Source organism: Bradyrhizobium sp. CIAT3101 (genome assembly GCF_029714945.1).
GTDB lineage: Bacteria > Pseudomonadota > Alphaproteobacteria > Rhizobiales > Xanthobacteraceae > Bradyrhizobium.
Genome location: NZ_CP121634.1, coordinates 9,351,370 through 9,368,452, shown reverse-complemented (window position 1 = coordinate 9,368,452; position 17,083 = coordinate 9,351,370). Strand labels below are relative to the sequence as shown.

Sequence of the window (17,083 nt, the reverse complement as noted above, 5' to 3'; positions counted from 1 at the left end):
CATTTGAGAACTTTTCTTGAGAGATAAGGTTGCGTTGTGAACGCCATGCAGAGTTCCTGCCATCAGGGTTTCTGCAATGACGCGACCTCAAGCGAGTCCATCGTCGGGCATAGCTCTACCGTTCGGCGCGAGCGCCGCGGTCAGATCAGCGATGTCAGAGATGGCGTGTTCGCGAGGTCAGCGCGTACTCGGCGCCCCGTCGCACGCGGGAGGCTGGATGTCCGAGGAATCCAGGACGGCATCGTTGGAAATGGAAATTGATTTCAATACCGCGTTGAGTCCGTAAGACATGGTAGCCTCCCCGTCCTGCCGTGATTGCTCACGGCAAGGTCCTGCGTGTCCTAGTAGACAACTGCGACTGAGGTCGCCGCTGTCCTGCCCGTCTGCACTGTTCGTCCGCTCGGCTTCGCCATCACGCGTGTCGGTGTAGCTTCATGACGTCCCTCGTTTGCGCCTGGCGCGAGCGGGATTGAGAAAAATCCCGCTTGGAGACATTCAGACAAAGAGCTACCGTTCCCACATTGCTGTGGGTGTTGATCCGACAATCGCTTGTTGAAGCGTCGCCTACGTGCACACCGCCGCCGATTTGCACGCTCGCCCCGTTTCTAAAACCGCGCTGGTCTCAAGATCGTGGGCGCCGCGAACGACTTAAGGAATACACCAAGCGGAAAGACTCGCAACGAAATTGATTCACACTTGAGGCGTTAAAAATCTTGACCAGCGTTAACGCCGCGCAAGAGTTGTTCACAGGCTTGAGACCAAGTTTTTGGATTCGTGCACAGATTCGAAAATGCGGGACGTCATGTGACAATGACTCCCCTACCGCCAAAAAATTTTTACAAAAGCGTCACGCACGCACCGCGCGCACGAATTTTCCAAATGCTTGGCGGCGCTATGTCGATAAGTGATTAGCGAGACATCGTTTTTTGAGTCTCGTTTCGCAGGGTAACCCCGGAGCGAAACCTGTTCCGGTGAATCTACGGTGTGCAGAACTTTCGTACGAGAGAATGCAACTTAGCCCCGCCCCGCAGGGGTTTTTCGCAGCGCAGTGAAAGTTTCCGCTGTTGCAAAACACCGACAGGTAAGACTACGGAGCGCGAGCTTGGCGCTCGCGACAAAAGTCTTCCAACGACGGATTGGTCGCCCAACGACCGCAAGCGGGAATTGTGACAGACAACAAAAAGCCCGGCGTGAGCCGGGCTGATTGAAAGCGCGATGTTCGATTGCTTCAGCCGATCGGGTGAGACGATCGGATCGCGGCGGCGAAGTTGCGTCGCGAACTTAGCTGCCGAGATTACTTGGCGAGCTTGGCGATCTGCGCGGTGAGGCGCGAGACTTTGCGGCTGGCGTTGTTCTTGTGAATGATGTTGCGCTGGGCGGCGCGCATCAGCGCGGGCTCGGCGGTGGCCAGCGCCTTGACGGCGGCGGCGCGATCGCCGGTCGCGATGGCTTCCTCGACGTGACGCACGGCACCGCGCATCTGGGTGCGGCGCGACTTGTTGACGGCGGTGCGGCGGGCGATCTTGCGCGTCGCTTTCTTGGCGGAGGTGGTGTTGGCCATGGTCTCAATGTCCTTTGCGGGTACCGGTCGCGTCTTGGTCGGGTAGCGCCGGCAGCTTGACCGCGGAATCGACGCTCGGATTTAGGGTGTTCGGTTGCTGGCCGTTCCCGGAACATGAGCGATAAGCCTTGCGGCCATCTCTGAGGCTCAAAAGAGCCTGCAACTGCTCAAAGAACAGCGGCGGCAGGATTGCGCCCACCGCCAGTTGGCGCCCTTATAGAGGGGGTCTTGGGCACCGTCAACGCTTTAAGGGCTGGAAAAGCAGGCCCGGGAGCGCTCCAAGAGGGGCCGTAACGCCCTGATGAGGTTGAATTTCTGCCGTCTCCCGGCTATTGGCTGACGGCGTTTGTGGGGGTCATCCGATCGGGCGACCATAGAGGGTAGGGCATGATCCGCGGCTTTTTCCGACTGATTGGGCTGTTGCTGCTCGCCGGTGGGTTCTTCTTCATGGTCTATGACGGCGCCCGCTGGGTGGCCGACCAGACCCTGCGCTTCACCCGGTTCGGCCAGTTCTGGAACGACATCAACCAGGCCAGCCAGTCCGCCTTCCGAACCTGGGTCGAGGCCAAGGCACCCTGGCTCTGGACCTCGGTGATCCGCCTGGTGCTGGACCAGCCGGTTTTCGCCGTGCTCGGCCTCCTCGGCATTCTCCTGATGATCCTGTTCCGCCCGCGCAAGCCGCTGATCGGCTATTCCCGGGACTGAACTTCAGTTCCCGTCGCGACTGATCTTCAGTTCGCGCCGGGATTGATTTTCAATTCCCGCCGCGACTGAGCATCGCACCGGGCACGGACGTAACAAGACTGCTGCTGGCTGCGTAAAGACCTATATTCCCACTCGATCGCGAGCACGCCGCCTGAGCACCTGGCTCGGGCGCGCGACAGCTCGTTTTTTCGGAGATCCGATCATGCTGTTCATGCGCAAGACCACCGCACTGCCGAGCGCAGCTGACGCGCTGCCCGGCCGCGCGCAACCGATTCCGACCGCGACCATCCATTTCGTCAACGGCGCGAAGCTCGCGCCGCCTTATCCCGCAGGCCTCGAGCAGGCCGTGTTCGGGCTCGGCTGCTTCTGGGGCGCCGAGCGAAAGTTCTGGGAGCTCGGCGACGGCATCCATGCGACCGCGGTCGGCTATGCCGGCGGTCACACGCCGAACCCGACCTATGAAGAGACCTGTTCGGGACGCACCGGCCACACCGAAGTGGTGCTGGTCGTGTTCGATCCGAAGAAGATGTCTTACGAGAAGCTCCTGAAGACGTTCTGGGAGAACCACAACCCGACGCAGGGCATGCGCCAGGGCAACGATGTCGGCACGCAGTACAGAAGCGCGATCTACACGTATTCCGATGCGCAGAAGAAAGCCGCCGACGCGTCGAAGGCGCTCTATCAGAAGGCACTTGCTGCAAAGGGTCTCGGTGCCATCACCACCGAGATCGCGCCGGCAGGCCCGTTCTATTTCGCCGAGGACTATCATCAGCAATATCTGGCGAAGAACCCCGCCGGCTATTGCGGCCTCGGCGGCACCGGCGTCGCGTGCCCGATCGGTGTGGGCGTGAGCGCGTAGGTGCGGCTTTCTTACCCTCCCCTGGAGGGGGAGGGTCGCTGAGCATGAAGCGGAGCGGAATGCACAGCGGGGTGGGGTGACAGTCTCTCCGCGAAGAACACTGCCCGAGTGGAGAGATCACCCCACCCCGCTCGCGCTGCGCGCGATCGACCCTCCCCCTCCAGGGGAGGGTGCGACCGTCACAACCAACCCCCTCAACCCTTTATTAACCATAACCGGTGCATCACTGGAGCTGTCTCGTTCCGAGGGATGGTCCGGTGCCGGTTGCACGCGCGTTTCGATGGTCGATCTTGGCAGCGTCCGCCGCGCTGACCCTGGGCGGCTGCATGCAAACCGCCGGTCCCGTCGCGATGGTGCAGCCCCGTCCCGATCTCGACGCCATGGCCTATGGCCAGCCCTACAGCGCTCAGCCGGTCGTTGTTGCCAACGACGGCGGCGGCGCCATTGCCGCGCTCAGCAACTCCTTTGCGTCGGGTCCAGGCCCCGTGCCGGTCGCCTATGCCGCGCCGATGGTGGCCGCGCCCGTGCGCTACGACGCCTCCTATCACCTCGATGCCGGCGACAAGCTGCGCGTCGTGGTCTATGGCCAGGAAGGTCTCACCAACAGCTACGCCATCGATGCCGGCGGCTCCATCACCATGCCGCTGATCGGCGCGGTGCCCGCGCGTGGCCGCACCACCGCGGGGCTTGCCGGTGAAATCGCCGCGCGCCTGCGCAACGGCTACATCCGCGAGCCGTCGGTCGCCGTGGAGATCGAGTCCTACCGCCCGTTCTTCATCCTCGGCGAAGTCGCAGCGCCCGGCCAATACCCCTACGTCCCCAACATGACGGTCGAGAGCGCCGTCGCCATCGCCGGCGGTTTCTCGCCGCGCGCCAAGCGCGACGTGGTCACCGTCACGCATACGGAAGGCGGCGGCTCCATGCGCGCCGTCGTGCCGCTCGGCACGCCCGTCAGCCCCGGCGACACCGTGTTCGTCGGCGAGCGCTGGTTCTAGCTCTCTTCCCGTATCGTTCAGCGCCTGAAATCGAGCCGCCCGTTCGGAAAGCATCCGTCGATCCGCGTGGCGTCGACCACGAGCCCGACCCATGGCCGCATGATCGCGGGATTGGTCAGGTTGATGTATTTCCCGATCAGACCATTGCCGCTCTCGCGCACGGCATCGATCAGTCCGTGCCGTCGGCCACCGTCCCAATCGAACCGCAGATAGACCCGTTCGCCTGCGACGCGGACCTCGGCGCGGCCCTGCTTCCACGCCTCCGGCGTATCGCCGGCGATGGTCGGATCGGCGCCGCCGTTCCAGCGGCTCGCCCAGATGCCGTCGAGCGGGTCGGATAAAGCGGGAGCGGACGCCCAATGCGCCGCATTGCCGTCGGCGGCATCGCCGGCCAGCGAGGCTGATATGGCATAGTGCATGACCTCGGCGTCGCCCGGCGCCGGCACATCCATGGTGCCGAACGGGTTACGAATGACGAGGTTGGTGTTGGCCTGCTGCATGACGCTCTCCCGGCGTGAACTGGCTTGATCAGCCAGCTCTATCGCCGCGCGCCGTGATGCAGCCACCCGATTTCCGTTCCGCGTCATTCCGGGGCGCGCGCCTGACGGCGCGTCCCGGAACGACGGCGGAGAGAGCTGCGCGCTATTTCGTCAGATGCTTCGCGAAGAAGTCGAGGCTGCGCGGCCAGGCGATCTCCGAGCTGGCCTTGTCGTAGCTCGGCCGCTCGTCGCAATGGAAACCGTGCTGCGCGCCGGGATAGATGAAGACCTCGACATCAGGCCGCTTCGTCTTGACGGTCTCGACATCGGTCAGCGGAATGCCGGCATCCTTCTCGCCGAAATGCAGCTGCGTCGGTACCTTCGGTTTCTCGTCGGCAAAGCGCACGACGGCGCCGCCATAATAGCCGATCGCGGCCTTCAGGCCGGTGAGCCGCGTCGCCGCGACGAAGGCGATGCTGCCGCCGAGACAGAAACCGATGATGCCGACCGGGCCGACATTCTTTACTGCGTCGATCGCCGCCTGGGTGTCGCGCAGCATCGCGTCCCAGTCGGGATTGGCGACGAATTTGCGCGCCTCCGCGATCTCATCGGGCGTATAGCCGGACTGGAAGCCCGGCGTGGTGCGATCGAAGATCGACGGCGCGATCGCGACATAGCCTTCGCCTGCGAGACGGTCGCAGACCGAACGGATGTGATGATTGACGCCGAAAATCTCCTGGATCACCACCACCGCGCCCTTCGGCGCGCTGACAGGATCAGCGCGATAGGCGCCGAGCTGGAAATTGTCGGAGGCCGTCAGTTTGATGTCTTGTCCCACGCGGGTTGTCCTTCTTGTTTGTCGATCCGAAATTCAGCTTTCTGTTCCTCATCCTGAGGAGCGCTCCAACGGAGCGCGTCTCGAAGGATAGAGGCCGAGATGTGAGAGCCGGGCCTTCATGGTTCGAGACGGCGCTGATGCGCCTCCTCACCATGAGGATAACGAGCTACTCCCACATCCAGTTCTCGCCGTAATCCTCTTTCCATCCGGCCAGCCGTCCATGACGGAATTGCAGGAACAGGCGGTGGCGGTAGGGGATCAATCCGCTGCCGCCGATATCGCGAAGCGCGAGATAGATCTCATTGCCGGGGCGCCCTTTGACGTATTGCAAGGGCTGTCCGAGCACGCGCGCGGTCTGCTCCGCATCCATTCCGAACGCCAAAGGCGTATTGTTCGACAAGGTGTCGACGAAGGGACGGCGCGACGGCACCGTGCCGAACGGCTCGGCCTGCACCGACGCGGCCATCGAGAGAAGCGCTGCGCCTGCCGCCAAGATTGCCCGCTTCATGGTCGTGATCCCCGTATGACCGCTATCCCGGCAAGTTCTTCAGGAAAGGCACCACGGCGTCAACAAAAGCCTTGGGCTGATCGATGTTGACGGCGTGTCCGGCCGCGGGGATCACGACCTTTTGTGCACCCGGGATCTTGGCCGCCATGTAGTCGGACGCCGCCAGGAACGGTGTGTCGTCGGCGCCAACCACGATCAGCGACGGCACGTTTATGTTCGGCAACAATTCCATCACCGCCGCATCGCGCTGGGTCAGCATGCCGCGCGCGGCCAGCGCCAGGCCCTTGGCGTTGCGATGGCTGGCGGTGGCGCGCTCGCGCGTCGCTGATTTCAGCACGTCGAGTCCTTCGCGATCGAGCTTGTCGGCGGTGGCGAGCGCACGCGCATTCCAGGCCTCGCGCGCGTCGTCTTTCTTGAAGCCCGGGCCGGTGTCGATGATCAGCAGCGCGCGTGCGGCTTGCGGGTGGGCGCGGTAGAACGCCAGCGACATGTAGCCGCCGAGCGACAGCCCGCCGATGATGGCGCGCCTGGCGCCGACCGCGTCGAGCATCGCCGCCATGTCGCCGACGGTGAGTGCCTCGCTGTAGGCCGCGGGATCGTCGGGATAATCGGACTGTCCATGGCCGCGCATGTCCCACAGGATCAGCTTGTGGTCCTTCGCGAGCGCATCGATCTGGCCGTGCCACATCGCCGAGGTCGATGAGTAGCCGTGGGTGAGCAGCAGCGGCGGCCCGTCGCCATGCACTTCATAATAGATGCCGACGCCGTCCCGATCGATCCTTGGCATTGCTTCCGACCTCTCTCATTTCTTCTTCTATCGAACCTAGGTAGCGGTGCCCATCCTCCCCTGGAGGGGGAGGATCGGTTCGCATGAAATGCGAACCGAGGTGGGGTGACGGTCTCTCCCCGTAAGCGCTGTCCGTGTGGAGAGATCACCCCACCCCGCTCGCGCTACGCGCGATCGACCCACGAGCGAGCTACGCTCGTCTCGGACCCCTCCAGGGGAGGGTAAGGGTTCGCTCGCGGTCGAACTTTAATGTGCCAAGTTACTTCGAAGAAACTGCCTGAAGGCACTGCTTGTTGCGTTCAGTCGCTAACATCAGCGCTGCTATCGCAACGCACAACAAGCGGATGCCGAGATAGTTTCGATCGATTCCAAATTGCATTTGCCACAACGCAGGAACGCGATCATTCTTGCGCGCAAGGCGGCCGCCGACCCGGTGGGCGTCCGCTACTCAAGTTGCCGCCGTAAGCGGCTTCATTGCACCGGCAGGGGAAGACGCCTATGCCAACGCTCACGATCAACGGGCGGAGTATGTCCGTGGATGCGGCAAACGACACGCCGCTCCTTTGGGCCATCCGCGAACAGTTGCAGATGACCGGCACGAAATTCGGCTGCGGTGCCGGCCTGTGCGGTGCCTGCACCGTGCACGTCAACGGCGAAGCCGTGCGGTCGTGCCAGACCATGGTCGGCGACGTCGCCGGCAAGAAGATCACCACCATCGAAGGCCTTTCCGCCAAGGGTGATCATCCCCTGCAGAAGGCGTGGGTTGCCGAGCAGGTGCCGCAATGCGGCTACTGCCAGTCCGGGCAGATCATGCAGGCGGCTTCGCTGCTGGCGAAGAACGCCAATCCGACCAAGGAAGAGGTCGTGGCTCATATGGACGGCAATCTCTGCCGTTGCATGACCTATTCGCGGATCCAGAAGGCAATCATGCGCGCCGCCACCGAGATGCGCACCGCATCCGCCGCCGGCAACGAGCGGAGGCCCACATGAATCAACACGTGAAGAACGTCACCCCTGAAACGACTGATCTCAGCCGTCGTTCATTCCTGGTCGGCACCGCCGCCACCGGCCTCGTGCTCGGCTATGCCGGCGTGCCCGGCATTGGTGAAGCGCTCGCAGCAGCGCCCGCCAATTTCGAGCCGAGCGTCTGGTACGCGATCTCGCCCGACGGTCTCGTCACCGTGACCTGCGGCAAGGCCGACATGGGACAGCACATCGCCTCCACCATGGCGCAGATCGTCTGCGAGGAGCTGGGCGCGAAGTGGAGCGACATGCGGGTCAACCTCGCCTCCAATGATCCGAAGTTCAATGATCCGGTGCTCGGTGCGCAGATCACCGGCGGCAGCTGGTCGACCATGATGAATTTCGACGCGATGAGCCGGGCGGGTGCGGCCGGACGCATGGCGTTGACCGAAGGTGCTGCCGCGTCGATGGGCGTGCCGGCAGGCGAGCTCACGGTGCGCGATTCCATGATCGTGCATGCGAAGTCGAAGAAGCAGATGTCGTTCGCCGATGTCGTGAAGAGCGGCAAGGCGACCAAAACCTTCACGCCCGATGAGCTCAAGGCGATCAAGCTGAAGACGCCGGATCAATACACCATGATCGGCGTGTCGGTGCCGCAGCTCGACATCCCCTCCAAGACCAACGGCACGGCCAAGTACGGCATCGACGTGATGATTCCGGGTATGGCCTATGGCGCGGTGGTGACGCCGCCGGTGCGCTATGGCGCCACGGTGAAATCGGTCGACGATTCCGCTGCGAAGAAGGTGCCCGGCTTCATCAAGGCCGTCACCCTCGACGACAAGACCCAGACCACGACCGGCTGGGTGGTTGCGGTCGCCAACACCTACGCCAACGCCAAGAAGGCGGCGGCGGCGCTGAAGGTCAGCTATGACGGCGGTCCGAATGCGAAAGCGTCGAGCGAGTCGCTGCTCGAGGAGGCCAAGCGGCTTCAGAAGCTCGATGACTCCGGCCAGTTCTTCGTCAAGGACGGCGATGTCGGAGCAGCCCTCGGCACGGCGGCGAAGGTGCTGGAGGCGGAGTACACCACCAGCATCAACATCCACGCGCCGATGGAGCCGATGAACGCCACCGCGGAGTTCAAGGGCGACATCCTGCACATCTATTCCGGCAACCAGTTCGCGACGCGCTCCGGCGCGATTGCGGCCGGCGCCGCCGGGATCGATCCGAAGTTCGTGGTGATGCACCAGATGTGGCTCGGCGGCGGTTTCGGCCGCAGGCTGGACGCCGACATGATGGTGCCGGCCGTGCAGGCGGCCAAGGCCGTAGGCAAGCCGGTGAAGGTGATCTACACGCGCGAGAATGACATGACGATGGATTTCTCGCGTCCGCTCACCTACCAGAAAGTGAAAGCTGGCGTGGATGGCGACGGCAAGCTCGTCGCGCTCAGCCACGACGTGGTCTCGGCCTGGCCGACCCAGCGTTGGGGCATCCCCGACTTCCTGTCGCCCTCGGTCGACAAGAAGGGCCCGCTCGACGCGTTCACGGTGAACGGCTCGGACTTCTTCTACACCGTGCCGAACCACAATGTGCGCGCGATCAAGAACGAGATGGCGCATAACGCCACCCCGTCAGGCCAGCTCCGCTCGGTGGCGCCGGGTTGGACCTTCTGGGCGGTCGAAAGCATGATCGACGAGATCGCGGCTGCGACCGGCAAGGATCCGGCGCAATTCCGCATCTCGCTGCTCGACGGCGCCGGCAAGAACGACGGCGGCGCGCAGCGGCTGCGCAACACGCTGCTCGCCGCGATGGGCCTCGCCGGCTACGGCACCAAGAAACTCCCGAAGGGAGAAGGCATGGGCGTCGCCTGCGTGTCGTCGCAGGAACGTGCGACCGCAAGCTGGACCGCTTGTGTCGCGCATGTCGCCGTCGCGCCCTCGGGTGAGGTGACCGTGAAGAAGCTCACGGTCGCAACCGATGTCGGCACGCAAGTGCATCCCGACAACATCCGTGCCCAGGTCGAGGGCGCGGCGCTGTGGGGCCTGTCGCTTGCGATGTACGAGAAGGCGACGCTGAAGGACGGTGGCATCGAGCAGACCAATTTCGATGGCTACACGCCCTTGCGCATGAGCCAGATGCCGGAGGTCGCAGTCGCCGTGATCGCCAATGGCGAGAAGGCCACCGGCGTCGGTGAGCCGGCGGTGACGGTGGTCGCGCCCGCCATCGGCAACGCCATCTTCAACGCCTCAGGCGCCCGCGTCCGGGCGCTGCCGATCACGGCGGAAGCCGTGAAGGGGGCGATGAAGGCGTAAGGCTGGCTTCACTGCCGGGAAGAATGATCCGCCGGAGGGCCACCTCCGGCGGATTTTTTGTTGTCAAAAAGCCAGTATTTTCAACGGCCCTTCTACTGTGCATGGGGTTGTTTTCGCGTTCCGGCGGAACTGCGATCCGTAAAATTGCGTGCAATTCCGGCAGGTTCCGTTGAGCACGCCTCTTAAGGGCCGGAGAACCTGATCCGGCTTAGGCTGACGCCAAAGACACTCCCGTGCTTTTGGGGAAGCCATGAACGCGCCAGCCAAATCCGCCGCCAAACGCCGGCTTCTGCTCGCCTCCGACCGGAGCGATGCGAGCACTGAGCTCGCCAGCATCCTGAAGGCGGTCGGCGACGTCTCGACGGTGACGACGCAGGACATCCCCGAGCAGCCGTCGCGCGATCTCTCCGGCCTCGTGGTCGACATCAACCTGCGCTCGCCCGAAAGCGTGCAGCGGGTGCGCAACAAGCTGCGCGCCGAAGGCTATCGTTCGATGCCGCGCTTGTTCGTGCTGGCCGATGCCCTGCACCACGGCACCATGCAGGCCTGGGCGCTGGGCGCCACCGACACCATCTCGCGGCCGCTGCAGGCGGAGGCGATCCTGCAGCGCATCCGCGCCGCGTTCCCCGATACGGCGACCTATGACGCGACCGATCGCGGCAAGACGCTCAACCGCGGCGTCGAGGCGGCGCATGCGGTGCTGAAGAAGATGTTCGAGAAGCTGCCGCTCGGCGTGCCCCTGACGTTCGACGACGTCATCGCCGCCGAGAGCAAGATCCTGAAAGCGATCAAGCACTCGTCGCTGCGCGAATGGCTCACCACCGTCGGCTGCCATCACGTCGGCAGCTACCGCCACTGCCTGTTCGTCACCGGCTTTGCGGTGTCCTTTGCGCAGCATCTCGGCATGCGCGAGGACGACCAGCGCCGGCTGACCCGCGCCGCCTTGCTGCACGATGTCGGCAAGGCCTTCGTTCCCTCCAACCTGCTCGACAAGCCCGGCAAGCTCACTGACGAGGAGATGGCCGAGGTGCGCGAGCATCCGCGCCGCGGCTATGACGCGCTCGCAGCGCAAGGCGGCTTCCCGCCCGAGATGCTCGATGTCGTGCTGCATCACCACGAATTCCTCGATGGCTCCGGTTATCCGAACAATCTGTCGTCGAACCAGATCAGCGACATCGTGCGGCTGACGACCATCGTCGACATCTACGCAGCCCTGGTGGAGAAGCGCGCCTATCGCATGCCCTTCACCCATTCGCGCGCCTTCACGATGATGGAAGGCATGGGCGGCAAGCTCGATCAGCAGCTGCTGCAGGCGTTCCGGCCGGTGGCGCTGGGATCGTTCTGACGCAGCATTCTCCGCCGCCGTAGCAAGGGTGGGAAGGCGCGCCCTTAGCGCGCCGTATGACTCTGCCGGCCTCAATCCTCGTACGACGAAATCTCGATCAGGCTGCCATCCGGATCCCGGCAATAGACCGAGCGCAGCGTGCCGCGGGCGCCCTGCTTGGGGACCGGGCCTTCCTCGATCGCGACGCCATGCGCCTTCAAATGCGCCACGACCTCGTCTGGCGTGGCGGAGGTGAGGAAGCACAGATCCTCGCTGCCGGCGGTCTGGTGGTCGGCGGTGAACCACTCCACCTTGTCGGCGTCGCGCGGCCGGACGTTGATCTTCTGTTGACCAAACTGAAGCGACGTCCGCGGCGCTTTGCCGCCGCCGGGGTCGAACACCTTGACTTCCATGCCGAGGATCTTGCGATACCACTCCGAGGTCACTGCGACGTCGGCGACGTTGATCACGAGGTGATCGAGGGCCTCAACCTTGACCGGCATGCCTTATCCTTTCGTCGCCATGGGGCTTGCGCACTTTCCGCAGCAGGCGGGCTTTGTTACAACGCCGCTGACGCCGCTATCAAGAACAACGCCCTTTTTAAGAACAACACCCCTTTCTAAGAACAACACTTGGGAGAACCCTTGAGATGATCACTCGCCGTAACGCGCTGGGCCTGCTCGCAGCCACGCCTTTTGCAGCCAGCCCGCTGTCGAAAGCTTTCGCCGCCGACTATCCGTCGCGGCCGGTGAAGTTCGTGGTCGGCTATCCGCCGGGCGGCGCCACCGACATCCTGGCGCGCTTGATCGGCCAGCGGCTGTCGGAGCGGCTCGGCCAGCAATTCGTGATCGAGAACAAGCCGGGCGCCGGCAACAATATCGGCACCGAATCCGTCGTGAATGCCGAGCCCGACGGCTACACCGTCCTGCTGGTCAATCCGGCGAACTACATCAACGCCACGCTCTACGCCAATCTCAAGTTCAACTTCGTCCGCGACATCGCGCCGATCGCTGCGTTCCAGCGCGTGCCGAACGTGATGACCGTCAACAAGGACGTGCCGGCCAAGACCGTCGCCGAGTTCATCGAATACGTGAAGGCCAACCCCGGCAAGGTGAACATGGCTTCCTCCGGCAACGGCACCTCGGTGCATCTGTCCGGCGAAATGTTCATGGCGATGACCGGCTGCAAGATGCAGCACGTGCCCTATCGCGGCGCGGCGCCTGCGATCACCGACATGCTCGGCGGCCAGGTGCAGGTGATCTTCGACAACATGCCCTCGATCATCCAGCACATCCGCTCAGGCTCGCTTCGTGCGCTCGGCGTTACCACCGCGCAGCGCTCGCCGCAGCTGCCGGACGTGCCCGCGATCGGCGAGACGGTGAAGGACTACGAGGCGAGCGCGCTGTTCGGCATGGGTGCGCCGAAGAACATGCCCAAGGACATGATCGCCAAGCTCAACAACGAGATCAACACGCTCATGAAGGAGCCCGATATGACCAAGCGCCTGGTCGAGCTCGGCGGCGATCCGCTGGTGCTGACGCCCGAAGCGTTCGGCCAGGAGATCGAGGCCGAGACCGCGAAGTGGAAGAAGGTCGTCGAGTTCGCCGGCCTCAAGGTCGAGTAGCAATCTCGCGCATGATTGGAGATGGAGCCCCGCCGCAAGGCGGGGCTTTTTTCTTGCGTGGTTCCCGCTTGACGGGATGGCGTTCGCGTCTATACTAAACCGTATGGTTAAGTATAAAGACGAGACGCTCGATCGTACCTTTGCGGCATTGTCCGATCCGACACGGCGCGCGCTGCTGGCGCGTCTCGGCGAGAAGGACAGCCTGTCGGTGAGCGAACTGGCCGCGCCGTTCCCGGTCTCGCTGCCGGCGATCATGAAGCATCTCGACGTGCTGACGGATGCGGGCCTGATCGTGCGCGAGAAGACCGGGCGCACCGTTTCCTGCCGGCTTACCGCGCAGCCGATGGAGCAGGCGATGAACTGGCTCAATCGCTACGCGCAATTCTGGTCCGAGAGTTTCGACCGCCTTGCCGCCTTTGTGGAGGACAAACCATGGTCAACGCAGCCGCCAACGCCGCCGAACGCGCAACCGAAGGTCCAAGCCTCACACTCACGCGCCGGCTCCGCGCGCGGCCGGAAAAGGTCTTCGCCGCCTGGACGCAAGCCGCGCAGCTAGTGCAATGGTTCGGGCCGCCGAACATGAAGCCGGCGACGTTGAAGGCCGACCTGGATGTTCGCTCCGGTGGCCGCTACCGCATCTCGTTCACGCGCGAGGACGGCGAGTATTTCGAGGCGGGCGGCCTTTATCGCGAGGTCGTGCCGAACGAGCGGCTGGTCTTCACCTGGGCCTGGCACTCGACGCCGGAACGTGAATCGCTGGTGACGATCACGCTGAAGCCTGACGATGCCGGCACGCTGATGATCTTTCATCACGCCCAGTTCTTCGACGAGACCGCGCGCGACAACCATCAGCGCGGCTGGAACTCATTCTTCGACAAGCTCGACAGCTTCGTCGCCTGATTCCTGTCAGAGGAGGATACCATGCAGCAACATCAGATCGTCTCGCGCGAGCAATGGGTCGCCGCCCGCAAAGCCCATCTGGCGCATGAGAAGGAGCTGAGCCAGGCCCGCGAACGCCTCGCCGAGGAGCGCCGCGCATTGCCCTGGGTGAAGGTCGACAAGAGCTATGTGTTCGACGGGCCGAACGGCAAGGTGACGCTGGGCGATCTCTTCAAGGGCCGCCCGCAGCTCGTGGTCCAGCACGTGATGTTCGCGCCTGACTGGGAGGCGGCCTGCAAGAGCTGCTCGTTCTGGGCCGACGGCTTTGAGCGCATGGTGCCGCATCTGGCGGCGCGCGACACCACCATGGTCGCGATCTCGCTGGCACCCGTCGAGAAGCTCGAGGCGTTCAAGAAGCGCATGGGCTGGAGCTTCGACTGGGTGTCTTCGGGCCGCAACGACTTCAACTATGATTACGAGGTCTCGTTCACGCGCGAGCAGATCGACCAGGGCGTCCCGAAGTACAATTTCGGCACCACACCGTTCTATGGCCCCGAGCTGCCCGGCATCAGCGTGTTCTATCGCAACGAAGCCGGCGACATCTTTCACACCTATTCCTGCTTCGCCCGCGGTCTCGACATGATGAACGCCGCCTATCAATATCTCGACCTCACTCCGCTCGGTCGTCACGAGGGCGGTCTGCCCTATCCGATGGACTGGGTGCGCTTGCGCGACCAGTACGAGCCGCAGGCGAAGGGCGCGTGCTGCCACGAGTGAGGAAAGGCTCAGTTCGAGGCCGGCGGTGACCTCATTTCTTCGCGTCGGCCTCTTCCGTGCCTTTGCAGGAAATCAGCATTGTATAGGCGCGCGCGTTGCCCGCGATCTCGGGGGTCTTCAGTTCTCCCTTCGGTTCGGCCGTCTGATACGGCACCACCGAATTGTCGAGGAAGTCGCGTAGCGCACCGGTCTTGATGGCGAAGTTGATGTTTTCGGGAATGGTGCCGGTTGCCACGGCGACTCGTAATCCATCGAGCTTTCTCGTGACCACGCCGACGACCTGCCCGGTCGTGTCGAACAGCGGGCCGCCGCTATTGCCGGGCTGCACCGGTGCACTGATTTGCAGGAACCGCGTGTCGTTGAGCATGCCGCTGAGCGAGCTCACGATCCCAGTCGTCACGGTGAAGTCCGACGTGAGCAAGCCGTGATAGGGAAAGCCGATCGCGACGACGGAATCGCCGGAGTGGAACGAGCGATCGCGGATCCGGGCGAAGTCCTTGAATGCCACCGTCGATGACGGCTGCAACAAAGCCAGATCGTTGGTCGCATCGCTCGATACCACGCGTAACACCATCGCGGCTTCGCCGGTGAGATTGCCCTTGAGCTCGCTGCAACCATCGATCACGTGGTTGTTGGTGACGATGTGTCCGTTGGCGCTGACCACGAAGCCGGTGCCAAAGCCACTCTTGGCGCCTTTGGCGGGTTTGCCGGCCGGCGGCGAGCCTTGCTTGTCGGCCGTGGCTGCGGGCTTCGCGGCACCCTTGGTGAAATCACCGGCCTTGTCGAGTCCGTCGGCCTTTACTTTGGTCACGCAATTGGCCAACGCCGCGATCAGCGGTCCGGTTGAGGTCAGGTCAAAATTCAGGACGGCGCGGCCGGCCGTTGCGACCATCAGGCTCGCCTTCTGAAACGTGCGCACGACATTGAGCGGCATGATGGCGGTGAGCATGTTGGATTGATACGCCGTAGCGTAAAGCCTGGCCTGCTCCTGCCCGTCAAAGGTCACGTCGATCGCGGCGTTCTCGCCCTTGTTGAAGTGGTAGCCGGGGCTCGCAAAGGCGAGCGACCATGTGCCGGCTGCATTTTGGCTCACGACCAGGATGACACCGCTCGCGTAAGGCGCCGTCGCGGCGCAATGGGAGAAGGCGCCTGTTTCGTCGCTGCTGAAGGCGCCGCCGATCCAGTTGCCGACATTGACGCTTCCGAATGGCCCCTTCGCATCTGCCGATCCAGAAAGGCACATCTGCAACAGAGCAGCGACGGCAAACGACTTCAACCACATGACTTCCCCCCGGAACGCTTTGGCGCCATCTTATCTGCGTGGGCCCACTTCGCGCAACCGACAGTTGTCTGATCGGGCGGCGTCCCTCGCGGACGACTTTCAGGCTTGCCTTTACTTTGTACTGCGGTATACTTTGCATCACAAAGTGATCAAGCGAACTGGGTGGAGCGGGGTTTGGCGTTGCCGATGCGCGATCTCGACAAGGCGCTGGCCGACATCGTGGCGATCCGCAGCCAGATCGCGGCCGGCACGGCGTTCCGCGGCTACGGCCCGGCGACGATGGCCGCGACAGGCGTGGTCGCGCTTGTCACCGCAATCCTGCAATTCTGGCTGCTCGGCGACCCCAACAGCGAGCCGCTCGGCTTCTTTCTCGGCTGGTTCGTTGCGGCCGCGCTGTCCGGCCTGATCATCTGGGTCGAGATGCGGGCGCGCTCGCGCCGCCATCATTCGGGCCTTGCCGACGCCATGATCCACCAGGCGGTCGAGCAGTTCTTGCCCGCGGGCGTCGCCGGAATCCTGCTCGCGGTGGTGATGTGGAAGTTCGCGGCCGAGACGCTGTGGCTCCTGCCGGGGCTGTGGCAGATCCTGGTATCGCTCGGCATATTCGCCTCCGTCCGCTCGCTGCCGCGCAGCGTGGCGTTCGCCGGGGCCTGGTACTTCATCTCGGGTTTTGCCGTGGTGGTGCTGGCGAGCCGGACTCACATGTTGTCGCCGTGGACCATGGGGCTGCCTTTCGTGATCGGCCAGTCGATGATGGCGGCCATTCTGTATGTTGCGTCCGGAGAGAATGATGTCGAAGACTGACAGCGCGCCTTTCTCCTATGAAGGGCTCGACCGTGTGATCCACGAGAAGGCGAGGCTCGGGCTTCTGACCTCGCTGATGGCGCATCCGAAGGGGCTCGCCTTCGCCGATCTCAAGCAGCTCTGCGGCCTCACCGACGGCAATCTCAGCCGACACCTCGCGGTGCTGCAGGAGGCCGGCCTGGTCGAGGTGACCAAAGGCTATGAGGGCAATCGCCCGCACACCACCTGCCGCCTGACCAAGACCGGCCGCCGCCGTTTCCTCGATTATCTCGCCGTGCTCGAGCGTCTCGTGCGCGATGCCGCCAAGGCCGCCGGCCGCGAGGCACCGCCGCTTGGCCGCCTCGGCATTCTCTCGACCTGATCGTCCCCCTTTTTGACCGGAGACTTTG

At 63.7% G+C, this 17,083-nt stretch carries 19 protein-coding genes; 12 read left to right on the top strand and 7 right to left on the bottom strand.

Annotation, left to right across the window (positions count from 1 at the left end):
• Positions 1-1,294 precede the first annotated feature (1,294 nt).
• On the bottom strand, positions 1,295-1,561 hold the full coding sequence (rpsT, locus tag QA645_RS43320) for a 30S ribosomal protein S20 (protein ID WP_254135171.1): 267 nt from the start codon (positions 1,559-1,561) through the stop codon (positions 1,295-1,297).
• 387 nt (positions 1,562-1,948) lie between these two features.
• On the opposite strand from rpsT, the gene QA645_RS43315 reads away from it, so the two are divergent.
• From QA645_RS43315 to QA645_RS43305, 3 genes are all read left to right on the top strand, one after another.
• Positions 1,949-2,266 (top strand): hypothetical protein, encoded by a 318-nt coding sequence (locus tag QA645_RS43315; RefSeq protein WP_057754029.1) that lies wholly within the window; start codon positions 1,949-1,951, stop codon positions 2,264-2,266.
• Positions 2,267-2,468: 202 nt separating this feature from the next.
• The gene (gene msrA, locus QA645_RS43310) at positions 2,469-3,125 is read left to right on the top strand and encodes a peptide-methionine (S)-S-oxide reductase MsrA (RefSeq protein WP_283047318.1); all 657 of its coding nucleotides are present in this window, start codon (positions 2,469-2,471) and stop codon (positions 3,123-3,125) included.
• Between the two features lie 257 nt (positions 3,126-3,382).
• The gene (locus tag QA645_RS43305; RefSeq protein WP_254135169.1) at positions 3,383-4,120 is read left to right on the top strand and encodes a polysaccharide biosynthesis/export family protein; all 738 of its coding nucleotides are present in this window, start codon (positions 3,383-3,385) and stop codon (positions 4,118-4,120) included.
• Between the two features lie 17 nt (positions 4,121-4,137).
• On the opposite strand, the gene QA645_RS43300 is transcribed toward QA645_RS43305, so the two are convergent.
• The 4 genes from QA645_RS43300 to QA645_RS43285 all read right to left on the bottom strand — a co-directional run bounded on the left by QA645_RS43300 (position 4,138) and on the right by QA645_RS43285 (position 6,732).
• The gene (locus QA645_RS43300; protein WP_283047317.1) at positions 4,138-4,620 is read right to left on the bottom strand and encodes a hypothetical protein; all 483 of its coding nucleotides are present in this window, start codon (positions 4,618-4,620) and stop codon (positions 4,138-4,140) included.
• A gap of 142 nt (positions 4,621-4,762) precedes the next feature.
• The gene (locus tag QA645_RS43295; RefSeq protein ID WP_254135167.1) at positions 4,763-5,437 is read right to left on the bottom strand and encodes a dienelactone hydrolase family protein; all 675 of its coding nucleotides are present in this window, start codon (positions 5,435-5,437) and stop codon (positions 4,763-4,765) included.
• Positions 5,438-5,603: 166 nt separating this feature from the next.
• Positions 5,604-5,945 carry a hypothetical protein gene (locus tag QA645_RS43290; RefSeq protein ID WP_254135166.1) on the bottom strand — a complete coding sequence of 114 codons (342 nt, stop codon included), beginning with the start codon at positions 5,943-5,945 and terminating at the stop codon, positions 5,604-5,606.
• A gap of 22 nt (positions 5,946-5,967) precedes the next feature.
• Positions 5,968-6,732 carry an alpha/beta fold hydrolase gene (locus QA645_RS43285; protein WP_283047316.1) on the bottom strand — a complete coding sequence of 255 codons (765 nt, stop codon included), beginning with the start codon at positions 6,730-6,732 and terminating at the stop codon, positions 5,968-5,970.
• Positions 6,733-7,230: 498 nt separating this feature from the next.
• On the opposite strand from QA645_RS43285, the gene QA645_RS43280 reads away from it, so the two are divergent.
• The 3 genes from QA645_RS43280 (at position 7,231) to QA645_RS43270 (ending at position 11,349) form a co-directional block, all read left to right on the top strand.
• On the top strand, positions 7,231-7,722 hold the full coding sequence (locus tag QA645_RS43280) for a (2Fe-2S)-binding protein (protein ID WP_148777577.1): 492 nt from the start codon (positions 7,231-7,233) through the stop codon (positions 7,720-7,722).
• Positions 7,719-10,004 carry a molybdopterin cofactor-binding domain-containing protein gene (locus QA645_RS43275; protein WP_283047314.1) on the top strand — a complete coding sequence of 762 codons (2,286 nt, stop codon included), beginning with the start codon at positions 7,719-7,721 and terminating at the stop codon, positions 10,002-10,004. Before QA645_RS43280 ends, QA645_RS43275 begins: the two co-directional genes overlap by 4 nt.
• A gap of 250 nt (positions 10,005-10,254) precedes the next feature.
• Positions 10,255-11,349: an HD domain-containing phosphohydrolase gene (locus tag QA645_RS43270; RefSeq protein WP_254135163.1), complete on the top strand. Its 1,095-nt coding sequence runs from the start codon at positions 10,255-10,257 to the stop codon at positions 11,347-11,349.
• Between the two features lie 71 nt (positions 11,350-11,420).
• On the opposite strand, the gene QA645_RS43265 is transcribed toward QA645_RS43270, so the two are convergent.
• Complete coding sequence (locus QA645_RS43265; protein ID WP_283047312.1) at positions 11,421-11,831, bottom strand: VOC family protein; 411 nt, start codon at positions 11,829-11,831, stop codon at positions 11,421-11,423.
• A gap of 146 nt (positions 11,832-11,977) precedes the next feature.
• On the opposite strand from QA645_RS43265, the gene QA645_RS43260 reads away from it, so the two are divergent.
• The 4 genes from QA645_RS43260 to QA645_RS43245 all read left to right on the top strand — a co-directional run bounded on the left by QA645_RS43260 (position 11,978) and on the right by QA645_RS43245 (position 14,608).
• On the top strand, positions 11,978-12,952 hold the full coding sequence (locus tag QA645_RS43260; RefSeq protein WP_283047310.1) for a tripartite tricarboxylate transporter substrate binding protein: 975 nt from the start codon (positions 11,978-11,980) through the stop codon (positions 12,950-12,952).
• 103 nt (positions 12,953-13,055) lie between these two features.
• The gene (locus tag QA645_RS43255) at positions 13,056-13,508 is read left to right on the top strand and encodes a metalloregulator ArsR/SmtB family transcription factor (protein WP_254135160.1); all 453 of its coding nucleotides are present in this window, start codon (positions 13,056-13,058) and stop codon (positions 13,506-13,508) included.
• Positions 13,508-13,852, top strand: coding sequence for an SRPBCC domain-containing protein (locus tag QA645_RS43250; protein WP_254135159.1), 345 nt, complete (start codon positions 13,508-13,510; stop codon positions 13,850-13,852). The genes QA645_RS43255 and QA645_RS43250 overlap by 1 nt, the downstream gene beginning before the upstream one ends.
• Before the next feature lie 21 nt (positions 13,853-13,873).
• On the top strand, positions 13,874-14,608 hold the full coding sequence (locus QA645_RS43245; protein ID WP_283047306.1) for a thioredoxin family protein: 735 nt from the start codon (positions 13,874-13,876) through the stop codon (positions 14,606-14,608).
• A 31-nt stretch (positions 14,609-14,639) separates the two neighbouring features.
• On the opposite strand, the gene QA645_RS43240 is transcribed toward QA645_RS43245, so the two are convergent.
• Positions 14,640-15,890, bottom strand: coding sequence for a trypsin-like peptidase domain-containing protein (locus QA645_RS43240; RefSeq protein WP_283047305.1), 1,251 nt, complete (start codon positions 15,888-15,890; stop codon positions 14,640-14,642).
• A 186-nt stretch (positions 15,891-16,076) separates the two neighbouring features.
• On the opposite strand from QA645_RS43240, the gene QA645_RS43235 reads away from it, so the two are divergent.
• Both QA645_RS43235 and QA645_RS43230 read left to right on the top strand, forming a co-directional pair.
• Positions 16,077-16,694, top strand: a complete 618-nt coding sequence (locus QA645_RS43235; RefSeq protein WP_254135156.1) for a hypothetical protein — start codon at positions 16,077-16,079, stop codon at positions 16,692-16,694.
• Entirely contained in the window at positions 16,681-17,055 is a 375-nt protein-coding gene (locus QA645_RS43230) for a transcriptional regulator (protein ID WP_212424295.1), read from the top strand. Before QA645_RS43235 ends, QA645_RS43230 begins: the two co-directional genes overlap by 14 nt.
• Positions 17,056-17,083: the final 28 nt, after the last annotated feature.